Origin of the sequence: uncultured Flavobacterium sp. (assembly GCF_963975515.1) — a bacterium.
Taxonomy (GTDB): domain Bacteria; phylum Bacteroidota; class Bacteroidia; order Flavobacteriales; family Flavobacteriaceae; genus Flavobacterium.
In genome coordinates this window covers 188,573-207,785 of sequence record NZ_CAXBGY010000001.1, presented here as the reverse complement: position 1 = coordinate 207,785, position 19,213 = coordinate 188,573, and the positions used below count along the sequence as shown (strand labels likewise).

Genomic DNA, 19,213 nt, shown 5'->3' with positions numbered 1-19,213 from the left:
AGAAACGTATTATTGTAGCTAATATTACTTTTTTTTAATAACTTAACAGTGATAATTATTTAAAATTTATATTTAGAAAAGAAGAAAATGTTTAAAAATGTTTACAGATTAATTAATTGGTTTTTTAACAAACCAAAATCAGTTGGTTTTATAGTCTTTTTTGCTTTAAGTTCTTTATTTATTTACATAGCATATCAAAACTATCAATTAAATAAAGAAAACAAAAGAGTAGAAATGAGTAATACCCTAAATGTAATTACTCATAATATAGAACAATCGCTTAAAAATTGTTATACAACAACACTTACTTTAGCTTTAACAATTAATGATGAAGGAATTCCCCAAAATTTTGATTCTATAGGAAAAAAGCTGTTGGAGTCAAATAGCAGTATAAATGCAGTTCAGTTGGTTCCAAATGGAATAATTAAATATATTTATCCAATGCAAGGAAATGAAGCTGCTATGGGTTTAGATATTTTAAAATCCAAAGAGCTTAGAGAGGAATCATTAAAATCAATTCAAAATCAAAAAATGTATTTTGCAGGTCCTTTTGAATTAGCACAAGGAGGGCAAGGAATTGTAGGAAGGTTACCTGTTTATATAAAAAGTAAATTCTGGGGTTTTTCTGCAGTTGTAATAAAAATGGATAGGTTATTATTGACTTCCGGAATAAGTACATTAAATACTAAAAACTTCTATTTTCAATTATCAAAAGTAAATCCAAATACTAAAAAAGAAGATTTTTTCTTACCAGAATATATAAAAATGACTAATAATAACCATGTAAGTAGTTATATACCGGACGGTGATTGGAAATTTTCTATAATTGATAAAAACTCAAAAACTTTATTAAATGAGTTTATGTTTAAGATTCTTATATCATTAATGGTATCATATACTCTAGGTCTTTTTACAATTTTGTTGTTAAAAAAACCAGAAGAATTACAATTATTAATTGAAGAACAAGCAAATAAACTAGTTACTAGCGAAATTAAATTTAAGACTATTTTTGATCAAGCAGCTTTGGGAATTGCAAATATCGATAGTACTACGGGTAAATTTATTGAAATTAATGAGAATTTTTGTGAATTATTAGGTTATAGTGAGAGTGAAATGAAAAATAAAGATTTTCAATCAATTACTCACCCAGATGATTTAGATAAAGATCTAGAATATATAAAAAATATAGAACGTGGAGTAATTGAACAATATTCCATGGAAAAAAGATATTATACAAAGCAAGGAAAAATTATTTGGGTAAATTTATCGGTTACCCCTTTATTTGTGAATAATAATTTTAAAGAATATACTTTTATTTCAATTGTTGAAGACATTACAGAACGAAAAAAAAATGAGCAAATAATAGTAAACTCTCAAAATCGAATTGAGTCGTTAATCAATACAATTGATGGAATAGTTTGGGAATGTGATGCGAATACTTTTGAATTTTCATTTATAAGTAAAAAAGTTGAAAATATCTTAGGATATACTTCAGAAGAGTGGCTGTCTAGTAAAACTTTTTGGCAAGATCATATTTATCACGAAGACAGGGATAACATTGTTGATTTTTGCTCTAAAAAAGTAGTTGAAAGTTTAGATCATGATTTTGAATATCGAATGGTAGCAAAAGATGGATCAATAATTTGGCTTAGAGATATTGTAAATGTTGTAACCAAAAATAATGTAGCAGTTAGTTTGAGAGGTATTATGATTGATGTTACGAAAAATAAAGAAATTGAAAAGGATTTAAACACTTCTTTTAGTCTTGTAACAGAGCAAAATGAGCGATTATTAAATTTTTCGTATATTGTATCTCATAATTTAAGATCTCATACAAGTAATATTAGTTCGTTAATTGGTTTAATTGAAATTACTGACGACATTGATGAAAGAGAAGAGATGATAGGCTTATTAAAATCAGTTTCTAACTCTTTGAATGAAACGTTGATGAATTTAAATGAAGTTGTAAACATTCAAACAAATAAATCATTAACTACTGAAAAATTAAATTTATCTAATTATATAGCGTCAACATTAACCGTTTTATCAGGTCAAATTAAATCTAATAATGTAACCATTAATAATTTAGTTAGTGATGAAATAGAAGTAAATTACAATTCTGCATACTTAGAAAGTATACTTTACAATATTATTTCTAACGGAATAAGATATCGTGATAAAGAGAGAAGTTCAATTATTACTATAAATTTTTATGAAGAAAACAATTTAAAAGTTATAGAGATAGCCGATAATGGAATTGGAATAGATTTAGAAAAATATAAAAATAAAATCTTTGGAATGTATAAAACCTTTAGTAATAGTAAAGATTCAAGAGGAATTGGTTTATTTATTACTAAAAATCAAATTGAAGCAATGGGTGGTAGCATTACTGTAGAAAGTGAGCTTAACCTAGGAACCACTTTTAAAATTTATATTTTATGAAAAAAAAATCAATATGGATAATAGATGATGATTCAATTTTTAAAATTATTATCCAGAAATTAATTTCAAAAACCGAAATATTTGATACTGTTAAAACTTTTTCAAATGGAAAAGAAGCATCTACTGCCATAAAAAAAACATTAAATTTAAAAGATAAATTACCAGATATAATACTTTTGGATATAGAAATGCCAGTTATGGATGGTTGGGAATTTATGGATGAAATTAGTATTTTAAAACAAAACTTTGAAAAAGAAGAAGAAATAAATATATTTATATCAAGTTCATCAATTGCTATTGATGATAAGATAAAAGCAGACAAAAACCCTTGTATTAAAGGTTTTTTATCTAAACCAATAAGCTTAGATGATTTAATAAAAATAGCTTCTTAAAACTATTAATTCCTTTCATAAAAAAAAGACGCTAATAATTAAGCGTCTTTTTTTATAATTAAATTATTTAATCCACTGGAACATGTTTTGAGACAAAATTATCTGCTACTGTATTCCAATTATTAATTGCTTTATTTTTTTCTTGAAAGTTAGAATTGTTTTCTTTGTTATAGTTGTTTATTTCAGTGTTAACTTGCTTAACCATAGCGTTATAATTGTCAATTTCTTCTTTTGTTCTATCTTTTTGTTTCTTTGCTTCTAATGTTTTTCTAGCATTTTCAAACTTATCGTTAAACATTATAAAATTTGTAATTTTCGGAGCATAATCTTCCCCTTCTTTCTTAAAATAGTCTAATGCTTTTTTAGTTGCATTTAAAACAGAACTATCGTTATTATATGCTTTTATTGCTTTAATTTTTTCTAAACCTTCATCAGCATATTGAATAAGAGCATTTTTATTTTGCTCTATTGCTGGTAAATCTTTTTTCTCAATTGCATTTGATAAATAAGAATCTGTTACATAAGCTTTAAAGAAAATTAAATACAATTCAGTTTTATATTTAAAAACTTCATTAGATTTTTGCATTTTTTTTCCTAATTCTGAAGTGTCATTACTAAGATTTACATTGTATTTTAGAGCAAAAGACTTTTGAGCATTAATTACTTTTTCTTGTTCTGCATCCAGTTTTTCATTTACTAAATCTCTAGTTAAGATATAGGCTTCCATTAAATCATAAGATTGATCTGCAACTTCCTGCATATCAATGATTTTGCTATACTCTTCATTAATATTTTTTTCAACAATGCTTAAATAATCTAAAATTTGATTTTTATATTCTTGGTCACCTTTATACCCATCTTTTATGGCACTTATTTTTTTTGTTGCATTTTGAATACTCGTAACAAGTTGTTTTCTAGTATTATCTATCCATCTAGCACTTTTAGAATGAGCAACTGTTTTAGTATATTTCCATGTACTTTTAGCGATTAAATCTTGCTCTTTACCTATGTGTGATAGATAGTCAACAGGAGTATTAAATTCTTGTGCACTTGTACTAAATTGAATTAATAGTGCTAATAAAATTAATTTTAGTTTCATCTTAAATCTTTATTGTGTTAAATCGTTTATTATATTGATGGCTTCAAAAATATGTAAATTACTTTTAATTGCTTTTGTTTTTTCTAAATTACTGCTTTTAACAAACTCATCAAATTGTTGGTATTCAATTTCAACTTGACTTTGTTCAATTTCAATAGGAAATTGTATTTCGGTAAGCGTTTTTATTTCTCTCCATGTTGAATTAATTTTATCAACTTCATTATAAACAGCATTAAAGTCTAAGGGTATAGGTTCAAAATTAAAATCAAAAATTGCATCAATTTTGTTATTCATTGCAATAATTTTATTTGACTCATTATTTAATTTAATTCTTGATTTACTTTTTAAAATAACTTCATTTTTTTTAGGGTTATTAAATAACGAAAACCTCATTTTTGGAACTACTTCATCATTTTGAAGAGCATTTGGCGTATTTTCTTCACGCTTGATTTGATTATCAAACAAAAAAGGTATTTCAACATCTGGAATTGTTCCAATTGATTGATTACTTTTTCCGGTTATTCTATAAAATCCTTCAATTGTTACTTTTATAAAAGAATCATTGGTTTCACTATTCAAGGGCAAAATAGTTTGCATAGATGCTTTTCCTCTAGTTTTGCTTCCAACAATAATACCTCTTTCATAATCTTGAATTGCATTAGCAAAAAACTCACTAGCTGAAGCTGAATAGGCATTGACCAATACAACTAAAGGACCAGTATAAATAGAGCCTCTATTTGGATCTCTTACCGTTTCAACCTTATTTTGTTTATCATTTAAAATAGCAACAGGACCAATATCAATAAACATTCCAGTTATATTAATAGCTTCAATCATAGATCCACCACCATTATTTTGTACATCAACAATTAAACCATCAATTCCATCTTTTTTTAATTTGTAAATTTCTTTGGCTAAATCATCACTTACATTTGTTTGTCCAGAACCAACTTCTCCATAAAAACTTGGAATTTTTATGTATCCAATTTTTTTATTTTCTTTCTTCAAAATAAAACTATAAAGAGAAGTACTATAATTTGTAAGCTGATTTTTATCTAAACTAACTTTGTAAATTTCACCACTTTTTTTTCTTAAAGTAAAGTCAGCTTTTTTTATGTCACTTGAATTAAAAATAGTTTCAACTTTATCTTTTGTAGCACATGAAATTTCAAAAGATTCATTATTTGCTTTAATTTTAATAATTTGATCGCCTATCTCTATTATGTCTGAAAAATAGGCAGAACTTCCTGGAACTATATTTTCAATTGTAATTTCTTCATTATCATTTAATGAAACCATTAAACCATATGAAAGATCATTAGAACTTACACTTGACAAAAAGTTAGATTTATCATCATTTGAAAAAAAGGAAGTATGAGGATCAAAATAAGAACAAAAAACATTAAAAAATTTAGAATTAAACTGAGTTTGGTCAAAATTGAATTCTGCTGATTTACATTTATTTAATTCAAATAGTTTTTTCTTTGATTCGAGGGATAATTTTGAGAAATTTTGAACTAATGAATCTTTGTTTTTACTTGTTTCTGCAATATTTTTAAGTATTTGAAATAAAGTTGATTTTTTTATTCTTTTTTTTAGTTCAATTTCATCAGAAACATAAGGGTAAGGTTCTTTAGAAAACAAAATAGTTTCTGTACTTTCAAAAGAAGTTATTTCCTTTTCAAGTTGGCTATAAATCTTATTATTTCGGGCTAATGCAATTGTATAAACCTTAAAAATATCTTCCAAAAACTGGCAATCTTTGTCTTTTATATAATCATCTATTTTATATTGATGCTTTTTTAAAGTATTTATATCACTTGCTAAGAATAGACGATTGTTCTCATCTAATTCAGATAAAAACGCTGTAAAAACGTATTTAGACAAACTATCATTTAAGGCTTTCGGCTTATAATGTCTCTCTTGAATGACTTCATTAATTTGAAATAAAGTTTCACAAGCAGTTTTGTTAGTTTGTCCAAATACAAATAATGGAAAAATTAGGAATAAGATTTTTTTCAAAAGAATTACTTTTTATAAAACGGCATTTTAACCACTTTTGCTTTAATATCTTTATTTCTAATTCTTATATAAATTTCTGAATCAGCTGTTGCAAATTCATTAGTTACATAACCCATTCCAATAGCAATTCCAAGAGAAGGAGCTTGTGTTCCAGAAGTTACAATACCAATAATATTCCCATTTGCATCAACAATTTCATAATCATGACGCGGAATTCCTCTATCAATCATTTCAAAACCAACTAATTTACGAGTCACACCAGCTTCTTTCTGAGCTTTTAAATTTTCAGAATTAGTAAATTCTTTAGTAAATTTTGTAATCCAACCCAAACCAGCTTCTAACGGAGAAGTTGTGTCGTTAATATCATTTCCGTATAAACAGAACCCCATTTCTAAACGCAACGTATCACGAGCCGCTAAACCAATTGGCTTAATTCCGAACGATGCACCAGCTTCAAAAACTTTAGTCCAAATTTGTTCAACTTCAGTATTTTTACAATAAATTTCAAATCCACCAGAACCAGTATAACCAGTTGCTGAAATAATTACATTTTCAATTCCAGCAAAATCTGAAACTTCAAAATGATAATATTTAATTTGTGATAAATCAACAGAAGTTAGGCTTTGCATAGCCTCAACCGCTTTTGGTCCTTGAATAGCTAACAAAGAATAATCTTCTGATAAATCTTTCATATCTGCATTCATATCATTATGAGATGAAATCCAATTCCAATCTTTCTCAATATTTGAGGCATTTACAACCAATAAATATTGCTCATCTTTAATTTTATAAATGATTAAATCGTCTACAATTCCACCATCATTATTGGGTAAACATGAATATTGAGCTTTTCCAACTTCAAGCGTAGAAGCATCGTTAGAAGATACTTTCTGAATCAAAGCCAAAGCATTTTCACCAGACAACAAAAATTCACCCATGTGCGAAACATCAAAAACACCAACACCAGTTCTCACTATTTCGTGTTCAACATTAATTCCTTCATATTGCACAGGCATATTAAAACCTGCAAACGGAACCATTTTTGCCCCTAAACTTTCGTGAATGTGTGATAAAGCTGTATTTTTCATATATAAATAAGTATAAAATTTAAAGTCGCTAATTTATTGAAAATTTATTAATTTGAAGCTATTTCCTGCTATACGTTACAATCTTTTTATTTTTTTCAAAAACAAAAAGGATTTTCACTGCTATCAGGGCTAGGGAATCTCGTATTCTAAGTTGATATTTTTTTACCATTTAAAAACATTGTTTAACATATGTGCAAAAGATTACCTAAAAATGTTGTTTTTTAAAATTCGTTTGTAGAATTTTGGGGAATATTAAAAACAAGCAATGGAAACCATACATTATATAAGTTCAGATTTATTATCGATCGAAACAATTCATACAATTTTATTAGAAGATAAAAAGTTAGCTTTATCAGAAGAAGCCATAGTAAACATTGAAAAATGTAGAAAGTATTTAGATGATAAAATGAAAGCTCATGGTGAACCTATTTACGGAATTAACACGGGATTTGGTTCGTTATGTAATGTAGAAATTTCTAAAGAAAACTTAACAAAACTTCAAGAAAACTTAATAAAATCGCATGCTTGTGGAACAGGTGAAGAAGTTCCTAGTGAGATTGTTAAAATTATGTTGTTATTGAAAATTCAATCTTTGAGTTATGGACATTCAGGTGTTCAATTAGCTACGGTTGAACGTTTAATTGAGTTTTATAATAATGATATTTTACCTGTAATTTACACACTTGGTTCACTAGGAGCAAGTGGAGATTTAGCACCTTTAGCCCATTTATCTTTACCATTACTTGGAGAAGGAGAAGTGTATTATGACGGTTTTAGACAACCTTCAAAAAAGGTAATGGAAAAAATGAATTGGCAACCTATTGTAATGCAATCAAAAGAAGGATTAGCATTGCTAAACGGAACTCAATTTATGAGTGCTTATGGAGCTTATATCTTGTTGAAATCTAATAAATTATCTTATTTAGCTGATTTAATTGGATCTATTTCTCTAGAAGGATTTGATGGTAGAATTGAACCTTTTAACGATTTAATTCACTTAATTAGACCTCATAAAGGGCAAATTCAAACGGCTAGAAGATTAACAGAATTACTTGAAGATAGTGAAATCATTTCACAACCGAAGAAACATGTGCAAGATCCTTATTCTTTTAGATGTATGCCTCAAGTTCATGGTGCGAGTAAAGACACAATCGATTATGTAAAGAAAGTATTTAGAACCGAAATTAACTCTGTTACTGATAATCCAAATATTTTTGTAGGTGATGATGAAATTATTTCTGGAGGAAATTTCCACGGACAACCATTGGCTTTAGCTTTTGACTTTTTAGGAATTGCTTTAGCAGAATTAGGTAGTATTTCTGAAAGAAGAACCTACCAATTAATTTCAGGTTTACGTGATTTACCTGCATTTTTAGTAGATAATCCTGGATTAAATTCAGGTTTTATGATTCCACAATATACAGCTGCAAGTATTGTTAGTCAGAATAAACAATTAGCTACACCAGCGAGTATTGATAGTATTGTTTCTAGCAACGGACAAGAAGATCACGTTTCAATGGGAGCAAATGGAGCAACAAAAACATTGCGAATTGTAGATAATTTGGAACGTATTTTAGCTATTGAATTAATGAATGCTTCACAAGCACTAGAATTTAGAAGACCTTTAAAATCAAGCGAATTTATTGAAAGTTTTATTAAATCTTATAGAGATGAAGTTTCTTTTGTAAAAGAAGACCGAATTTTGCATTATGATATTGAGAAAACGATTGCTTTTTTACAAAGTTTTCAGATAGAGTTGGAGGATTAGGTTTTAAAGAAATAAACTCAAAATTCCAAGAATAGCAGGAATTCCTTGTACATAAAATATTCTTTTAGAAATGGAATAAGCACCATAAATTGCTGCTACAAGTACACAGTTTAAGAAAAATAATGCGATATTATTTGACCACATTTCATCTGAAATAAAGAAAGTCCATAACAAACCTGCAGCCAAAAAACCATTATACAAACCTTGGTTTGCAGCCATAGCTTTTGTTTGAGAAAACAATTCTTTTGGAAAGTTAGTAAATACTTTTGGTGCTTTAGTAGTCCATGCAAACATTTCTAACCAAAGAAAATATAGATGTAAAAAGGCAACAAATCCGATAATTATTTGAGATAAGATATTCATAATTAATTGTTTTTATTGGTGAAATTCTTTTCAATTCTTTTGTCAGGAACAAGCCAAATCAAGGCAACAGTAATATAAATTATCCCTGAAATAATTGGAATGTAAAGAGCAAATAGTATGGCAACTATATACAGAAGGGTCGATAACTTTCCTTTAAAATCTTTACCAATTGAGGTGAAAATTAAAGAATCTTTTCCTTCAAATTTAATTATTTGTCTTTGAAGAATGAAATAAGCAATTGCACATCCTAAAAGAATTATTCCATATAACAATAACGGAAAATGAGCAAATTCACTTTCACCAAGCCAAGCCGTTGAAAAAGGTATTAATGACAACCAAAAAAGCAAATGCATATTTGCCCAAAGTATTTTTCCGTTTACTTTTTGAACAGCGTGCATTAGATGATGGTGATTATTCCAATAAATTGCAACATAAATAAAACTTAAAATATAACCTAAAACTTTAGGCAACAATGGTTTTAGAGCTTCAAAAGTATGTCCTTCAGGAACACTGAACTCTAAGACCATGATTGTAATAATTATAGCTAAAACTCCATCACTAAAAGCTTCAAGTCTATTTTTGTTCACAGTTTTATTTTTTAAGAATTAATCTGATTAATAGTATTATACCTAAAACTTCCAAGGTCATCCCAATAATTAATAAACCACTTGCAAATTGCCAATGCATTATTTTAAATAAAGTGCCTAAAATTGTAATAGCCATGCCTGTTAAAAACGTTACAAATGGTATTTTGTAGTCTTTAATCATGCTAATTAATTTATTACTTCAACAACAGTTGTTAATTTTGATTGAGGATGGTCTTTCATATGCATTTCCAATTCTAAAAAGTCACCATTAATGCTTTTAATTTTTACTATTAAATCAGCATCAGATTTTAAAAACTCGGCTGTTTTTTTGGAACTTTTAAGAATATATGAACAATCATCTATCCAAATGACTTCAAAGTCGAGTACAAAATCTTCACCTAATTTCCTTTCTGTTTGTAAATTTCCTTTTCTTTCAATGATATAGGTTACACCTAATTCATCATCTTGAAGTTTAAATTTACCATTTTTGTAATTCTTACAGTTTTGAGCATAACTAAAAGCTGAAATACTAAAAAAAAGAACAAATAAGAGAATATTTTTTTTCATTTTATTTCCATTTAAAGTTTTTTTCAATCGCTTTTATCATTTCTCCAGCAATATCTTTATTTGTAGCACCTTCAATTCCTTCTAAACCTGGAGAAGAGTTTACTTCTAACAATAAAGGCCCTTTGCTTGAACGAATAATATCAACACCTGCAACCTTTAAATCCATTGCTTTTGCAGCTTTTATTGCGATTTTCTTTTCCTCTGGAGTTACTTTTACAATTGAAGCAGTTCCTCCCATATGAATGTTAGCTCTAAATTCTCCAGGAGCAGCTTCTCTTTGCATTGAAGCTACAACTTTTCCATCAACAACAAAAAGACGTAAATCTTTTCCGTTTGCTTCTTTAATGAATTCTTGAACTAATATATTAGCATTCAAACTTTTGAAAGCATTGATTACAGATTCAGCTGCTTTTTTAGTTTCAGCTAAAACTACACCTTTTCCTTGTGTTCCTTCTAATAATTTTACGATTAGGGGAGAACCACCAACCATTTTAATTAAATCATCTGTATCTAAAGGAGAATTAGCAAAACCAGTTGTTGGAATATCGACTCCGCTGTTTAAAAGCAATTGCAATGAAAATAGTTTATCACGAGATTGTGTTATAGCTGCTGCATTGTTTAACGCAAAAACTTTTAAAGCTTCAAATTGTCTAGTTAAAGCACAACCATAATAGGTCATACTTGGACGAATTCTTGGAATTACTGCATCAAAATTATCTAATATTTTTCCACCACGATAATGAATCTCAGGTGTATCAGCATCTAATTTCATGTAGCAATACTTCAAATTTAAGAAGTGCATTTCATGACCACGCATTTCTCCAGCTTCCATAATTCTTTTATTACTATATAACTCTGGGTTACTGGCCAAAACACCAATTCGAAGTCCCTTTTTTTCTGTTGATTCAGTGTAGTAATATGCTTTTAAATTTTCATTTGAAGGTTGTCCTAAAACAAATTTTTGTTCTGGATCAACCATTACTCGTCCTGACATTGCCTCTCTACCAAGTAACATTCGAAAACCCATTGAATCTCGATTGGTTAAGGTTAATTCAATTTCCCAAGTTTTACCACCTAATGATACATTTGTACTAATTACGTAACGTTTTTCGCGAAAACCACTTGAGCTTTTAACAATTCTTTGATCAACTAATTGAGCTTCACAATGAATAAGTGCTTTTGCATTATTTTGAATAGGATTAATATCAAATTTAACCCATTCTTGGTTATCTTTAGAAAATGTTTTGATATTAATTGCATGTAGAGCAGAAGTTTTTGCACCTGAATCTACTCTTGCTTTTATAGTTGGAATCCCTATTGCTGGTAATGAACACCATTCTTCGCTTCCTACAATTACTTTTTGTTGCATTTTATTTTTTTAATTTAATAATAATCGAAAGTACTATTTTTTTTTGATGTGACTAGAAAAAAAAACCTACTTTTCAGCAGGTTTTTCATGTTTTTTAATTGTTATGGTTAGTTCTTGTTTTTCTTCATCTAATTCCATAAAAATCTCATCACCTTCGTGTATTTTTGATGTTATAATTTCTTCGGCTAAAGAATCTTCTACATATTTTTGAATAGCTCTTTTTAAAGGCCTTGCACCAAACTGTTTGTCAAATCCTTTTTCAGCAATATAATCTTTAGCTTTTTCAGATAAATTTAAAGTGTATCCTAAATCTTTAATTCTTAAGTATAATTTATCCATTTCAATATCAATAATCTTATCGATATCTTCTTTTTCTAAAGCATTAAAAACAACTACATCATCAATTCTATTTAGGAATTCAGGAGCGAAGGCTTTTTTAAGAGCATTTTCAATTATTCCTTTTGAATTGTCATCAGCTTGAGCCACTTTTGAAGCAGTACCAAAACCAACACCTTGTCCAAAATCTTTTAATTGACGTGCACCAACATTAGAAGTCATAATGATAATAGTATTTCTAAAATCAATTTTACGACCTAAACTATCTGTTAAATGACCATCATCTAATACTTGAAGCATCATGTTAAATACATCAGGATGCGCTTTTTCAATTTCATCTAAAAGAATTACACTATAAGGTTTTCTTCTAACTTTTTCTGTCAGTTGTCCACCTTCTTCATAACCCACATATCCAGGAGGTGCACCTACTAATCTTGAGATAGCAAATTTTTCCATGTATTCACTCATATCAATACGTATTAAAGCATCTTCTGAGTCAAATAATTCTTTGGCTAATACTTTAGCTAACTGCGTTTTACCAACACCTGTTTGACCTAAAAATATAAATGAACCAATTGGTTTGTTTGGATCTTTTAATCCAGCTCTATTTCTTTGAATTGACTTTGCAATTTTATTTACAGCTTCATCTTGTCCAATAACTTTTGCTTGAATAAGTTCTGGTAAATGAGCTAACTTATTGCTTTCTGTTTGAGCAATTCTATTCACTGGAATTCCAGTCATCATAGATACTACATCAGCTACATTGTCTTCAGAAACTTCAATTCTATTATTTTTAGCATCTTCTTCCCATTTTTCTTGGGCAATAGCTAAATCTTTTTCAATTCGTTTTTCATCATCTCGAAGTTTTGCTGCTTCTTCATATTTCTGTTTTTTGACCACAGAGTTTTTATTATCCCTAACTTCTTCTAACTGACGTTCTAAATCTAAAATTTGCTTAGGAACATCAATATTTGTAATGTGAACTCTAGAACCTGCTTCATCTAAAGCATCAATAGCTTTGTCTGGCAAGAATCTATCAGTCATATAACGATTTGTTAACTTTACACAAGCTTCAATTGCTTCATCACTATAAGTCACACTATGGTGGTCTTCATATTTACCTTTTATATTATGTAAGATAGTAATGGTTTCTTCAACAGAAGTTGGTTCAATAATAACCTTCTGAAAACGTCTTTCTAAAGCACCATCTTTTTCGATATATTGTCTGTATTCATCTAACGTTGTAGCACCAATACATTGCAGTTCACCTCTTGCTAAAGCAGGCTTAAACATGTTTGATGCGTCTAATGAACCAGTTGCTCCACCAGCACCAACAATAGTGTGAATTTCATCTATGAAAAGTATGATGTCATCATTTTTTTCAAGTTCATTCATAACAGCTTTCATACGTTCTTCAAACTGTCCACGGTATTTTGTTCCAGCTACTAAACTAGCCAAGTCAAGTGTTACAACACGTTTATTAAATAAAACACGTGATACTTTTTTCTTGATAATCATTAAAGCTAAACCTTCTGCAATAGCAGATTTTCCAACTCCAGGTTCACCAATTAGTAATGGGTTGTTTTTCTTTCTACGGCTTAAAATTTGAGAAACTCTTTCGATTTCTTTTTCCCGACCTACAACAGGATCTAGTTTTCCTTCTTCTGCCATTTCGGTTAAATCTCTACCAAAATTATCTAATACAGGAGTTTTTGATTTTTTTGTTGTTTTATTTCCAGATGTTGGGTTATTGAAAGAACTATCTTTAATTCCATCATCTTGACCAGAGTCTTCATTATATGATTCGGCTTTGGGTAAGTTTTCTATAAAATCTTCTTCGTTATTTATCATAGCAATATAATTTTCTTTAACGGTTTCATAATCGATCTTTAATTTTTTCATCAACTTGGTAGTTGGATCATTTTCATTGCGTAGAATACACAACAATAAATGTGCCGTACTCACAGCAGAACTATTATATAGTTTAGCTTCCAGAAAAGTGGTTTTAATGGCACGTTCTGCTTGTCTAGTTAAGTGAAGATTTTTTTTATCATTATTTTGAATTCCTGTCGAATTGGCAGGACTTAAAACTTCAACTTTTTTACGCAAATGACTAAAATCAACAGCTAAGTTATTCATTATAGTCATGGCTTTTCCGCTGCCATCTCGAAGTATTCCCAAAATTAAATGTTCAGTACCAATAAAATCGTGCCCTAAACGTAAAGCTTCTTCTTTACTATAGGTAATTACGTCTTTTACTCTTGGTGAAAAATTATCGTCCATTTTGTTATTTTAATCAAGTAAATATACTAAATAATATAGAATACTAAAAAAGGTATTTTATATCACAAGGCTAATTGACAAAAAAAAACTCAAATACAAAAGTTAATTTAAGTGGAGTTATCATCAAAAAACAACATCTTTTTGTTAATAAATCTTTGATATTTATTTAAAAAAATAGTTATAAAAATTATTAAAAGATGTAAATTGGCACGTTAAAGATTTAAACATAAATTAATATAAAATACCTATGTCTGAAGGAGAAAAGTTAATTCCTATTAACATTGAAGATGAAATGAAATCAGCTTACATTGATTATTCAATGTCAGTTATTGTATCTAGAGCTCTTCCTGATGTTAGAGATGGTTTAAAACCTGTACATCGAAGAGTATTATATGGAATGCACGAATTAGGAGTTAGAGCAAATAGTGCACACAAAAAATCAGCGAGAATTGTTGGAGAAGTATTAGGAAAGTATCACCCACATGGAGATACATCTGTATATGATGCTATGGTGCGTATGGCTCAAGAATGGAGTTTACGTTATATGTTAGTTGATGGTCAAGGTAACTTTGGTTCTGTTGATGGAGATAGTCCAGCAGCAATGCGTTATACGGAAGCTCGTATGCGTAAAATTTCTGAAGATATGTTGGCTGATTTAGATAAAGAAACGGTTGACTTTCAGCTGAATTTTGATGATACTTTGTACGAACCAACAGTAATGCCAACTAAGATTCCTACCTTATTAATTAATGGAGCATCTGGAATTGCAGTAGGTATGGCAACAAATATGGCTCCTCATAACTTAACAGAAGTTATTGATGGAACTCTTGCGTTTATAGATAATCCAGAAATTGAAATAGACGAATTAATCAATTATATCAAAGCTCCCGATTTCCCTACAGGAGGAACAATTTATGGTTATGAAGGTGTAAGAGAAGCATTCAAAACGGGTCGTGGACGTATTGTAATGCGTGCTAAAGCTACTTTTGAAGAGTCTAATAACAGAGAAGCTATTATCGTTACGGAAATTCCTTATCAAGTGAATAAAGCCGATATGATTAAGAAAACAGCTGATTTAGTTAATGATAAAAAAATAGAAGGTATTTCTAACATTCGTGATGAATCTGATAGAAACGGAATGCGAATCGTTTATGAACTTAAACGTGATGCTGTTCCGAATGTCGTTTTAAATACATTATATAAATATACACAACTTCAGTCTTCATTTAGTGTAAATAACATTGCATTAGTAAAAGGAAGACCTCAAATGTTGAATTTAAAAGATTTGATTCATTATTTTGTTGAACACAGACATGATGTTGTTGTTAGAAGAACAAAATACGAATTAAGAAAAGCTGAAGAAAGAGCTCATATTCTAGAAGGTTTAATTATTGCATCAGACAATATTGATGAAGTAATTAAAATTATTAGAGCTTCGAATGACGGAGAAGAAGCAAGAAATAGTTTAATTGAACGTTTCAAATTATCAGAAATTCAAGCCAAAGCAATCGTAGAAATGCGTTTAAGACAATTAACAGGTCTTGAACAAGATAAATTACGTGCTGAATACGAAGAGCTTATGAAGTTAATTGCTCATTTAAAAGAGTTATTAGCAAGTAAAGAAATGAGAGCTCAAGTAATTAGAGATGAATTAATAGAAGTAAAAGATAAATACGGAGACGAAAGACGTTCTGTAATTGAATATGCTGGTGGAGACGTAAGTATTGAAGATTTAATTGCAGATGAACAAGTTGTGGTTACAATTTCTCATGCTGGTTATATCAAACGTACATCTTTAACAGAATACAAAACACAAAATAGAGGTGGAGTTGGACAAAAAAGTGCTGCCACAAGAGATGAAGATTTCTTAGAACATTTATTTGTTGCTACAAATCACCAATATTTAATGTTCTTTACTCAAAAAGGAAAATGTTTCTGGATGCGAGTTTTTGAAATTCCAGAAGGAACAAAAGCTAGTAAAGGTAGAGCGCTTCAGAACTTAATCAACATTGAAAGTGATGATAAAGTTAAAGCATTTATTTGTACCCAAGATCTTAAAGATGAAGAATACATCAATAGTCATTATGTAATTATGGCTACTAAAAAAGGTCAGGTTAAGAAAACATCTTTAGAGAAATATTCTCGTCCAAGAGTAAATGGTGTTGCTGCTATTACGATTAAAGACGATGATGAGTTATTAGAAGCAAAATTAACAACAGGAAACAGTCAAGTTTTATTAGCAGTTCGTTCTGGTAAAATTGTTCGTTTTGAAGAAGCTAAAACTCGTCCAATGGGTAGAACTGCTTCTGGTGTAAGAGGAATTACTCTTAAAGATGATACAGACGAATTAATTGGAATGGTTTCTGTTGATGAAAATGATGTAAATGATACTCAATTATTAGTTGTAACTGAAAATGGATACGGAAAACGTACGAAATTAGAAGAAGACGGAGAAGCTATCTACAGAATTACAAATAGAGGAGGAAAAGGAGTTAAAGCATTAAATGTAACGGAAAAAACTGGAGCTTTAGTGTCAATTAATATAGTTTCTGATGCTGATGATTTAATGATTATCAACAAATCTGGTTTAACAATTAGAATGAATGTTTCTGATTTAAGAACAATGGGTAGAGCAACACAAGGAGTTCGTTTAATTAATATTAAAGGAAAAGACTCTATTGCAGCTGTAACTAAAGTACTTCGTGAAGATGAAGAAGAAATTATTGATGGCGAAATTGTTGAAGGTGAAGAAGGAATAATTGATGATGTTGAAAACAACTCAGCTAATGAAACTGATTCTTCTGAAGAAGCAGAAACACAAGAATAAATTACAAAGCCCAATTAGTTTTGGGCTTTTTTTAAATTACTAAATATGAAAAAAATAATTTTTATCGTGACACTTTTTTTTAGTGTTGCTATTTTAGCTCAAACAGACGAATTAAAAACTTTAGATAGAACCTATAACTTAAGTTCAGCACCATCACAAAAAGATATAGATAAAGTTAAAGTTGCTCTTACGTCATTAGATGGGATGGTAAATAGTTTAAGTCCTGAACAAAAAAATGATTATAACTTCTATAAAGGAATACAACCTTTAATGGATGTTTTGGTTATTGCAATGAAAAATCCAAGCGACAAAACAGGGATTGCAAATGCATTGACTTATAATAATTTATTATTAACAGCTGAGTATTTTGAAAAAGTTTTAGATTTTGAAAAAGAGCTATCAAAAAAAAATCATACAGAAGATATTAATAAAGATATTGTACCACTTGTAAAACCATTGATTACTCAAAAAGCTTACTCTTTAAATTCAAGTTCAAACTTTAAAGATGCTGCAGATTTTTTTTATTTAGCTTATAAATTTGATAAAAACGACGGTTCAAATCTTGAAAATGCTTCAATTCTAGCTCTTCAAACACAAGATTATAAAAAAGCTGAAAAATTTTATGAAGAATATCTAAATAGTGATTATTTAAAAAGCGGTGTCATTTATTATGCAACGAATAAAGCAACAGATAAAGAAGAAAATTTTCCAACTTCAAAAGCTAGACAAAATGCAATAAATATAGGAACTCATGAAAAGCTTAGGGATGAAAAAGTTTCCTTAAAAAAACCTAATATTTATAAGATATACGCTAATTTAGTTGCTAATAATGGCAATGTTGAAAAAGCAAAAAAAATATATAAAGAAGCAAAAGAATTTAATTCTGATGATTTAGAGCTTTTAACAGAAGAAGCAAATTTATATTACAATTCTAATGATTTAGAAACATATTCAAGACTAATAAGTGAACTTATTCAAAAAGACCCTTCTAATCCAACTTTGCAGTATAAAATAGGGTACTTAGCAATTGCAAATGACGGAAAATTGGTTGAAGAAATAAACAATAGTTTAAATGATATTCCTAAATATGAAAGATTGGTAGCTAAAAGAAAAGAGTCTTTTACTAAAGCGTTACCTTATTTCGAAAAGGCGTATGCTTTAGAACAATCAAATGTAGATTATAAAACTACATTAAAAGCAACTTATGAAGTAATTGGCATGAAAGATAAAGCCGATAAATTATAAAGAATTAAAAATCCCGTTGTAAAACGGGATTTTTTTATATAATTTTTTTAATAACTCTAAGTTTATGAGTATGTCTGCCAGTATCAACATTATAAATTCCTAGATGATCTAGTCTATCTATTCTAACCTTTCCGGAAGCATGAATGATGTAATTATCTTCCATCATAATTCCAACATGAGTGATTTTTCCTTCTTCATTATCAAAAAAGGCTAAATCACCTGGTTCACTTTCTTCAATAAAACTTAATGGTTCACCTTGACTAGCTTGTTGAGAAGCATCTCTAAATAATTGATAGCCGTTTAATTTATAAACCATTTGTGTAAATCCAGAACAATCTATCCCAAAGGGAGATTTTCCGCCCCATAAATAAGGAGCATTCAAATACATAAAAGCTGTTTTAATTAATTCAGATTTATCCTTTTTTCCGCAAACTTTTATGCCATCAAATGAAAATTTTGATTCATTAATATCATCATTATCTAAAAAAGATAAGCTACTTCCTAAAGGAATTGGAATCAATTGATTGGTAGGAGTAGAAATGTATTCAATTAAATCAGCACTCAAAACATTTGGAATGTCATTTAAAATATTAAAATGTTCTCCAGTAATTGTTTGGTATTGCTTTTTATCAATCCAACCTTTATAACCGTCAAAAGCTAATTCCACATAAACCCACTTAGGATTATGTTCTATGATTTTAAAATGTTCACCAAATAACAATTGCGAAACCTGTTCACTTCTATCAGAAGGTTCAAATCGCAGAGGAACTATGGCTAGGTTACAAATTCCAAACATTAAGTAGGATATAAATAAAAATTATGATT

General features: G+C 28.9%; 15 protein-coding genes. 5 read left to right on the top strand and 10 right to left on the bottom strand.

Going from position 1 to position 19,213, the window contains the following annotated elements:
- Positions 1 to 87: 87 nt before the first annotated feature.
- Together AAC008_RS00965 and AAC008_RS00960 are read left to right on the top strand one after the other, a co-directional pair.
- Positions 88 to 2,442 carry a PAS domain S-box protein gene (locus AAC008_RS00965; RefSeq protein ID WP_339886865.1) on the top strand — a complete coding sequence of 785 codons (2,355 nt, stop codon included), beginning with the start codon at positions 88 to 90 and terminating at the stop codon, positions 2,440 to 2,442.
- The gene (locus tag AAC008_RS00960) at positions 2,439 to 2,834 is read left to right on the top strand and encodes a response regulator (protein WP_339886864.1); all 396 of its coding nucleotides are present in this window, start codon (positions 2,439 to 2,441) and stop codon (positions 2,832 to 2,834) included. The genes AAC008_RS00965 and AAC008_RS00960 overlap by 4 nt, the downstream gene beginning before the upstream one ends.
- 67 nt (positions 2,835 to 2,901) lie before the next feature.
- Here AAC008_RS00960 and AAC008_RS00955 read toward each other — a convergent pair whose 3' ends face one another.
- From AAC008_RS00955 to gcvT, 3 genes are read right to left on the bottom strand one after another with little or no spacing between them, the layout of a single operon-like run.
- Positions 2,902 to 3,933 carry a hypothetical protein gene (locus AAC008_RS00955; RefSeq protein ID WP_339886863.1) on the bottom strand — a complete coding sequence of 344 codons (1,032 nt, stop codon included), beginning with the start codon at positions 3,931 to 3,933 and terminating at the stop codon, positions 2,902 to 2,904.
- Positions 3,934 to 3,942: 9 nt separating this feature from the next.
- Complete coding sequence (locus tag AAC008_RS00950; protein ID WP_339886862.1) at positions 3,943 to 5,955, bottom strand: S41 family peptidase; 2,013 nt, start codon at positions 5,953 to 5,955, stop codon at positions 3,943 to 3,945.
- Positions 5,956 to 5,960: 5 nt separating this feature from the next.
- Positions 5,961 to 7,043 (bottom strand): glycine cleavage system aminomethyltransferase GcvT, encoded by a 1,083-nt coding sequence (gene gcvT / locus AAC008_RS00945; RefSeq protein ID WP_339886861.1) that lies wholly within the window; start codon positions 7,041 to 7,043, stop codon positions 5,961 to 5,963.
- A gap of 265 nt (positions 7,044 to 7,308) precedes the next feature.
- On the opposite strand from gcvT, the gene hutH reads away from it, so the two are divergent.
- Positions 7,309 to 8,811, top strand: coding sequence for a histidine ammonia-lyase (gene hutH / locus AAC008_RS00940; RefSeq protein WP_339886860.1), 1,503 nt, complete (start codon positions 7,309 to 7,311; stop codon positions 8,809 to 8,811).
- A gap of 3 nt (positions 8,812 to 8,814) precedes the next feature.
- Here hutH and AAC008_RS00935 read toward each other — a convergent pair whose 3' ends face one another.
- The 6 genes from AAC008_RS00935 to AAC008_RS00910 all read right to left on the bottom strand — a co-directional run bounded on the left by AAC008_RS00935 (position 8,815) and on the right by AAC008_RS00910 (position 14,316).
- The gene (locus AAC008_RS00935) at positions 8,815 to 9,174 is read right to left on the bottom strand and encodes a DUF1304 domain-containing protein (RefSeq protein WP_339886859.1); all 360 of its coding nucleotides are present in this window, start codon (positions 9,172 to 9,174) and stop codon (positions 8,815 to 8,817) included.
- A 2-nt stretch (positions 9,175 to 9,176) separates the two neighbouring features.
- The gene (locus tag AAC008_RS00930) at positions 9,177 to 9,761 is read right to left on the bottom strand and encodes a TMEM175 family protein (RefSeq protein WP_339886858.1); all 585 of its coding nucleotides are present in this window, start codon (positions 9,759 to 9,761) and stop codon (positions 9,177 to 9,179) included.
- Positions 9,762 to 9,765: 4 nt separating this feature from the next.
- Positions 9,766 to 9,942, bottom strand: a complete 177-nt coding sequence (locus AAC008_RS00925; protein ID WP_339886857.1) for a hypothetical protein — start codon at positions 9,940 to 9,942, stop codon at positions 9,766 to 9,768.
- Between the two features lie 5 nt (positions 9,943 to 9,947).
- The gene (locus AAC008_RS00920; RefSeq protein ID WP_339886856.1) at positions 9,948 to 10,328 is read right to left on the bottom strand and encodes a hypothetical protein; all 381 of its coding nucleotides are present in this window, start codon (positions 10,326 to 10,328) and stop codon (positions 9,948 to 9,950) included.
- Position 10,329: 1 nt separating this feature from the next.
- Positions 10,330 to 11,697 (bottom strand): 30S ribosomal protein S6--L-glutamate ligase, encoded by a 1,368-nt coding sequence (rimK, locus tag AAC008_RS00915; RefSeq protein WP_339886855.1) that lies wholly within the window; start codon positions 11,695 to 11,697, stop codon positions 10,330 to 10,332.
- Between the two features lie 66 nt (positions 11,698 to 11,763).
- Positions 11,764 to 14,316, bottom strand: a complete 2,553-nt coding sequence (locus tag AAC008_RS00910; RefSeq protein WP_339886854.1) for an ATP-dependent Clp protease ATP-binding subunit — start codon at positions 14,314 to 14,316, stop codon at positions 11,764 to 11,766.
- 247 nt (positions 14,317 to 14,563) lie between these two features.
- Between AAC008_RS00910 and gyrA the strand changes: the two genes are divergently transcribed.
- Both gyrA and AAC008_RS00900 read left to right on the top strand, forming a co-directional pair.
- Complete coding sequence (gene gyrA / locus AAC008_RS00905; protein WP_339886852.1) at positions 14,564 to 17,143, top strand: DNA gyrase subunit A; 2,580 nt, start codon at positions 14,564 to 14,566, stop codon at positions 17,141 to 17,143.
- A 45-nt stretch (positions 17,144 to 17,188) separates the two neighbouring features.
- A complete protein-coding gene (locus AAC008_RS00900) occupies positions 17,189 to 18,388 on the top strand; it encodes a hypothetical protein (RefSeq protein WP_339886850.1) in 1,200 nt (399 codons plus the stop codon).
- Between the two features lie 34 nt (positions 18,389 to 18,422).
- On the opposite strand, the gene AAC008_RS00895 is transcribed toward AAC008_RS00900, so the two are convergent.
- Positions 18,423 to 19,184 carry a C40 family peptidase gene (locus AAC008_RS00895; RefSeq protein ID WP_339886848.1) on the bottom strand — a complete coding sequence of 254 codons (762 nt, stop codon included), beginning with the start codon at positions 19,182 to 19,184 and terminating at the stop codon, positions 18,423 to 18,425.
- Positions 19,185 to 19,213: the final 29 nt, after the last annotated feature.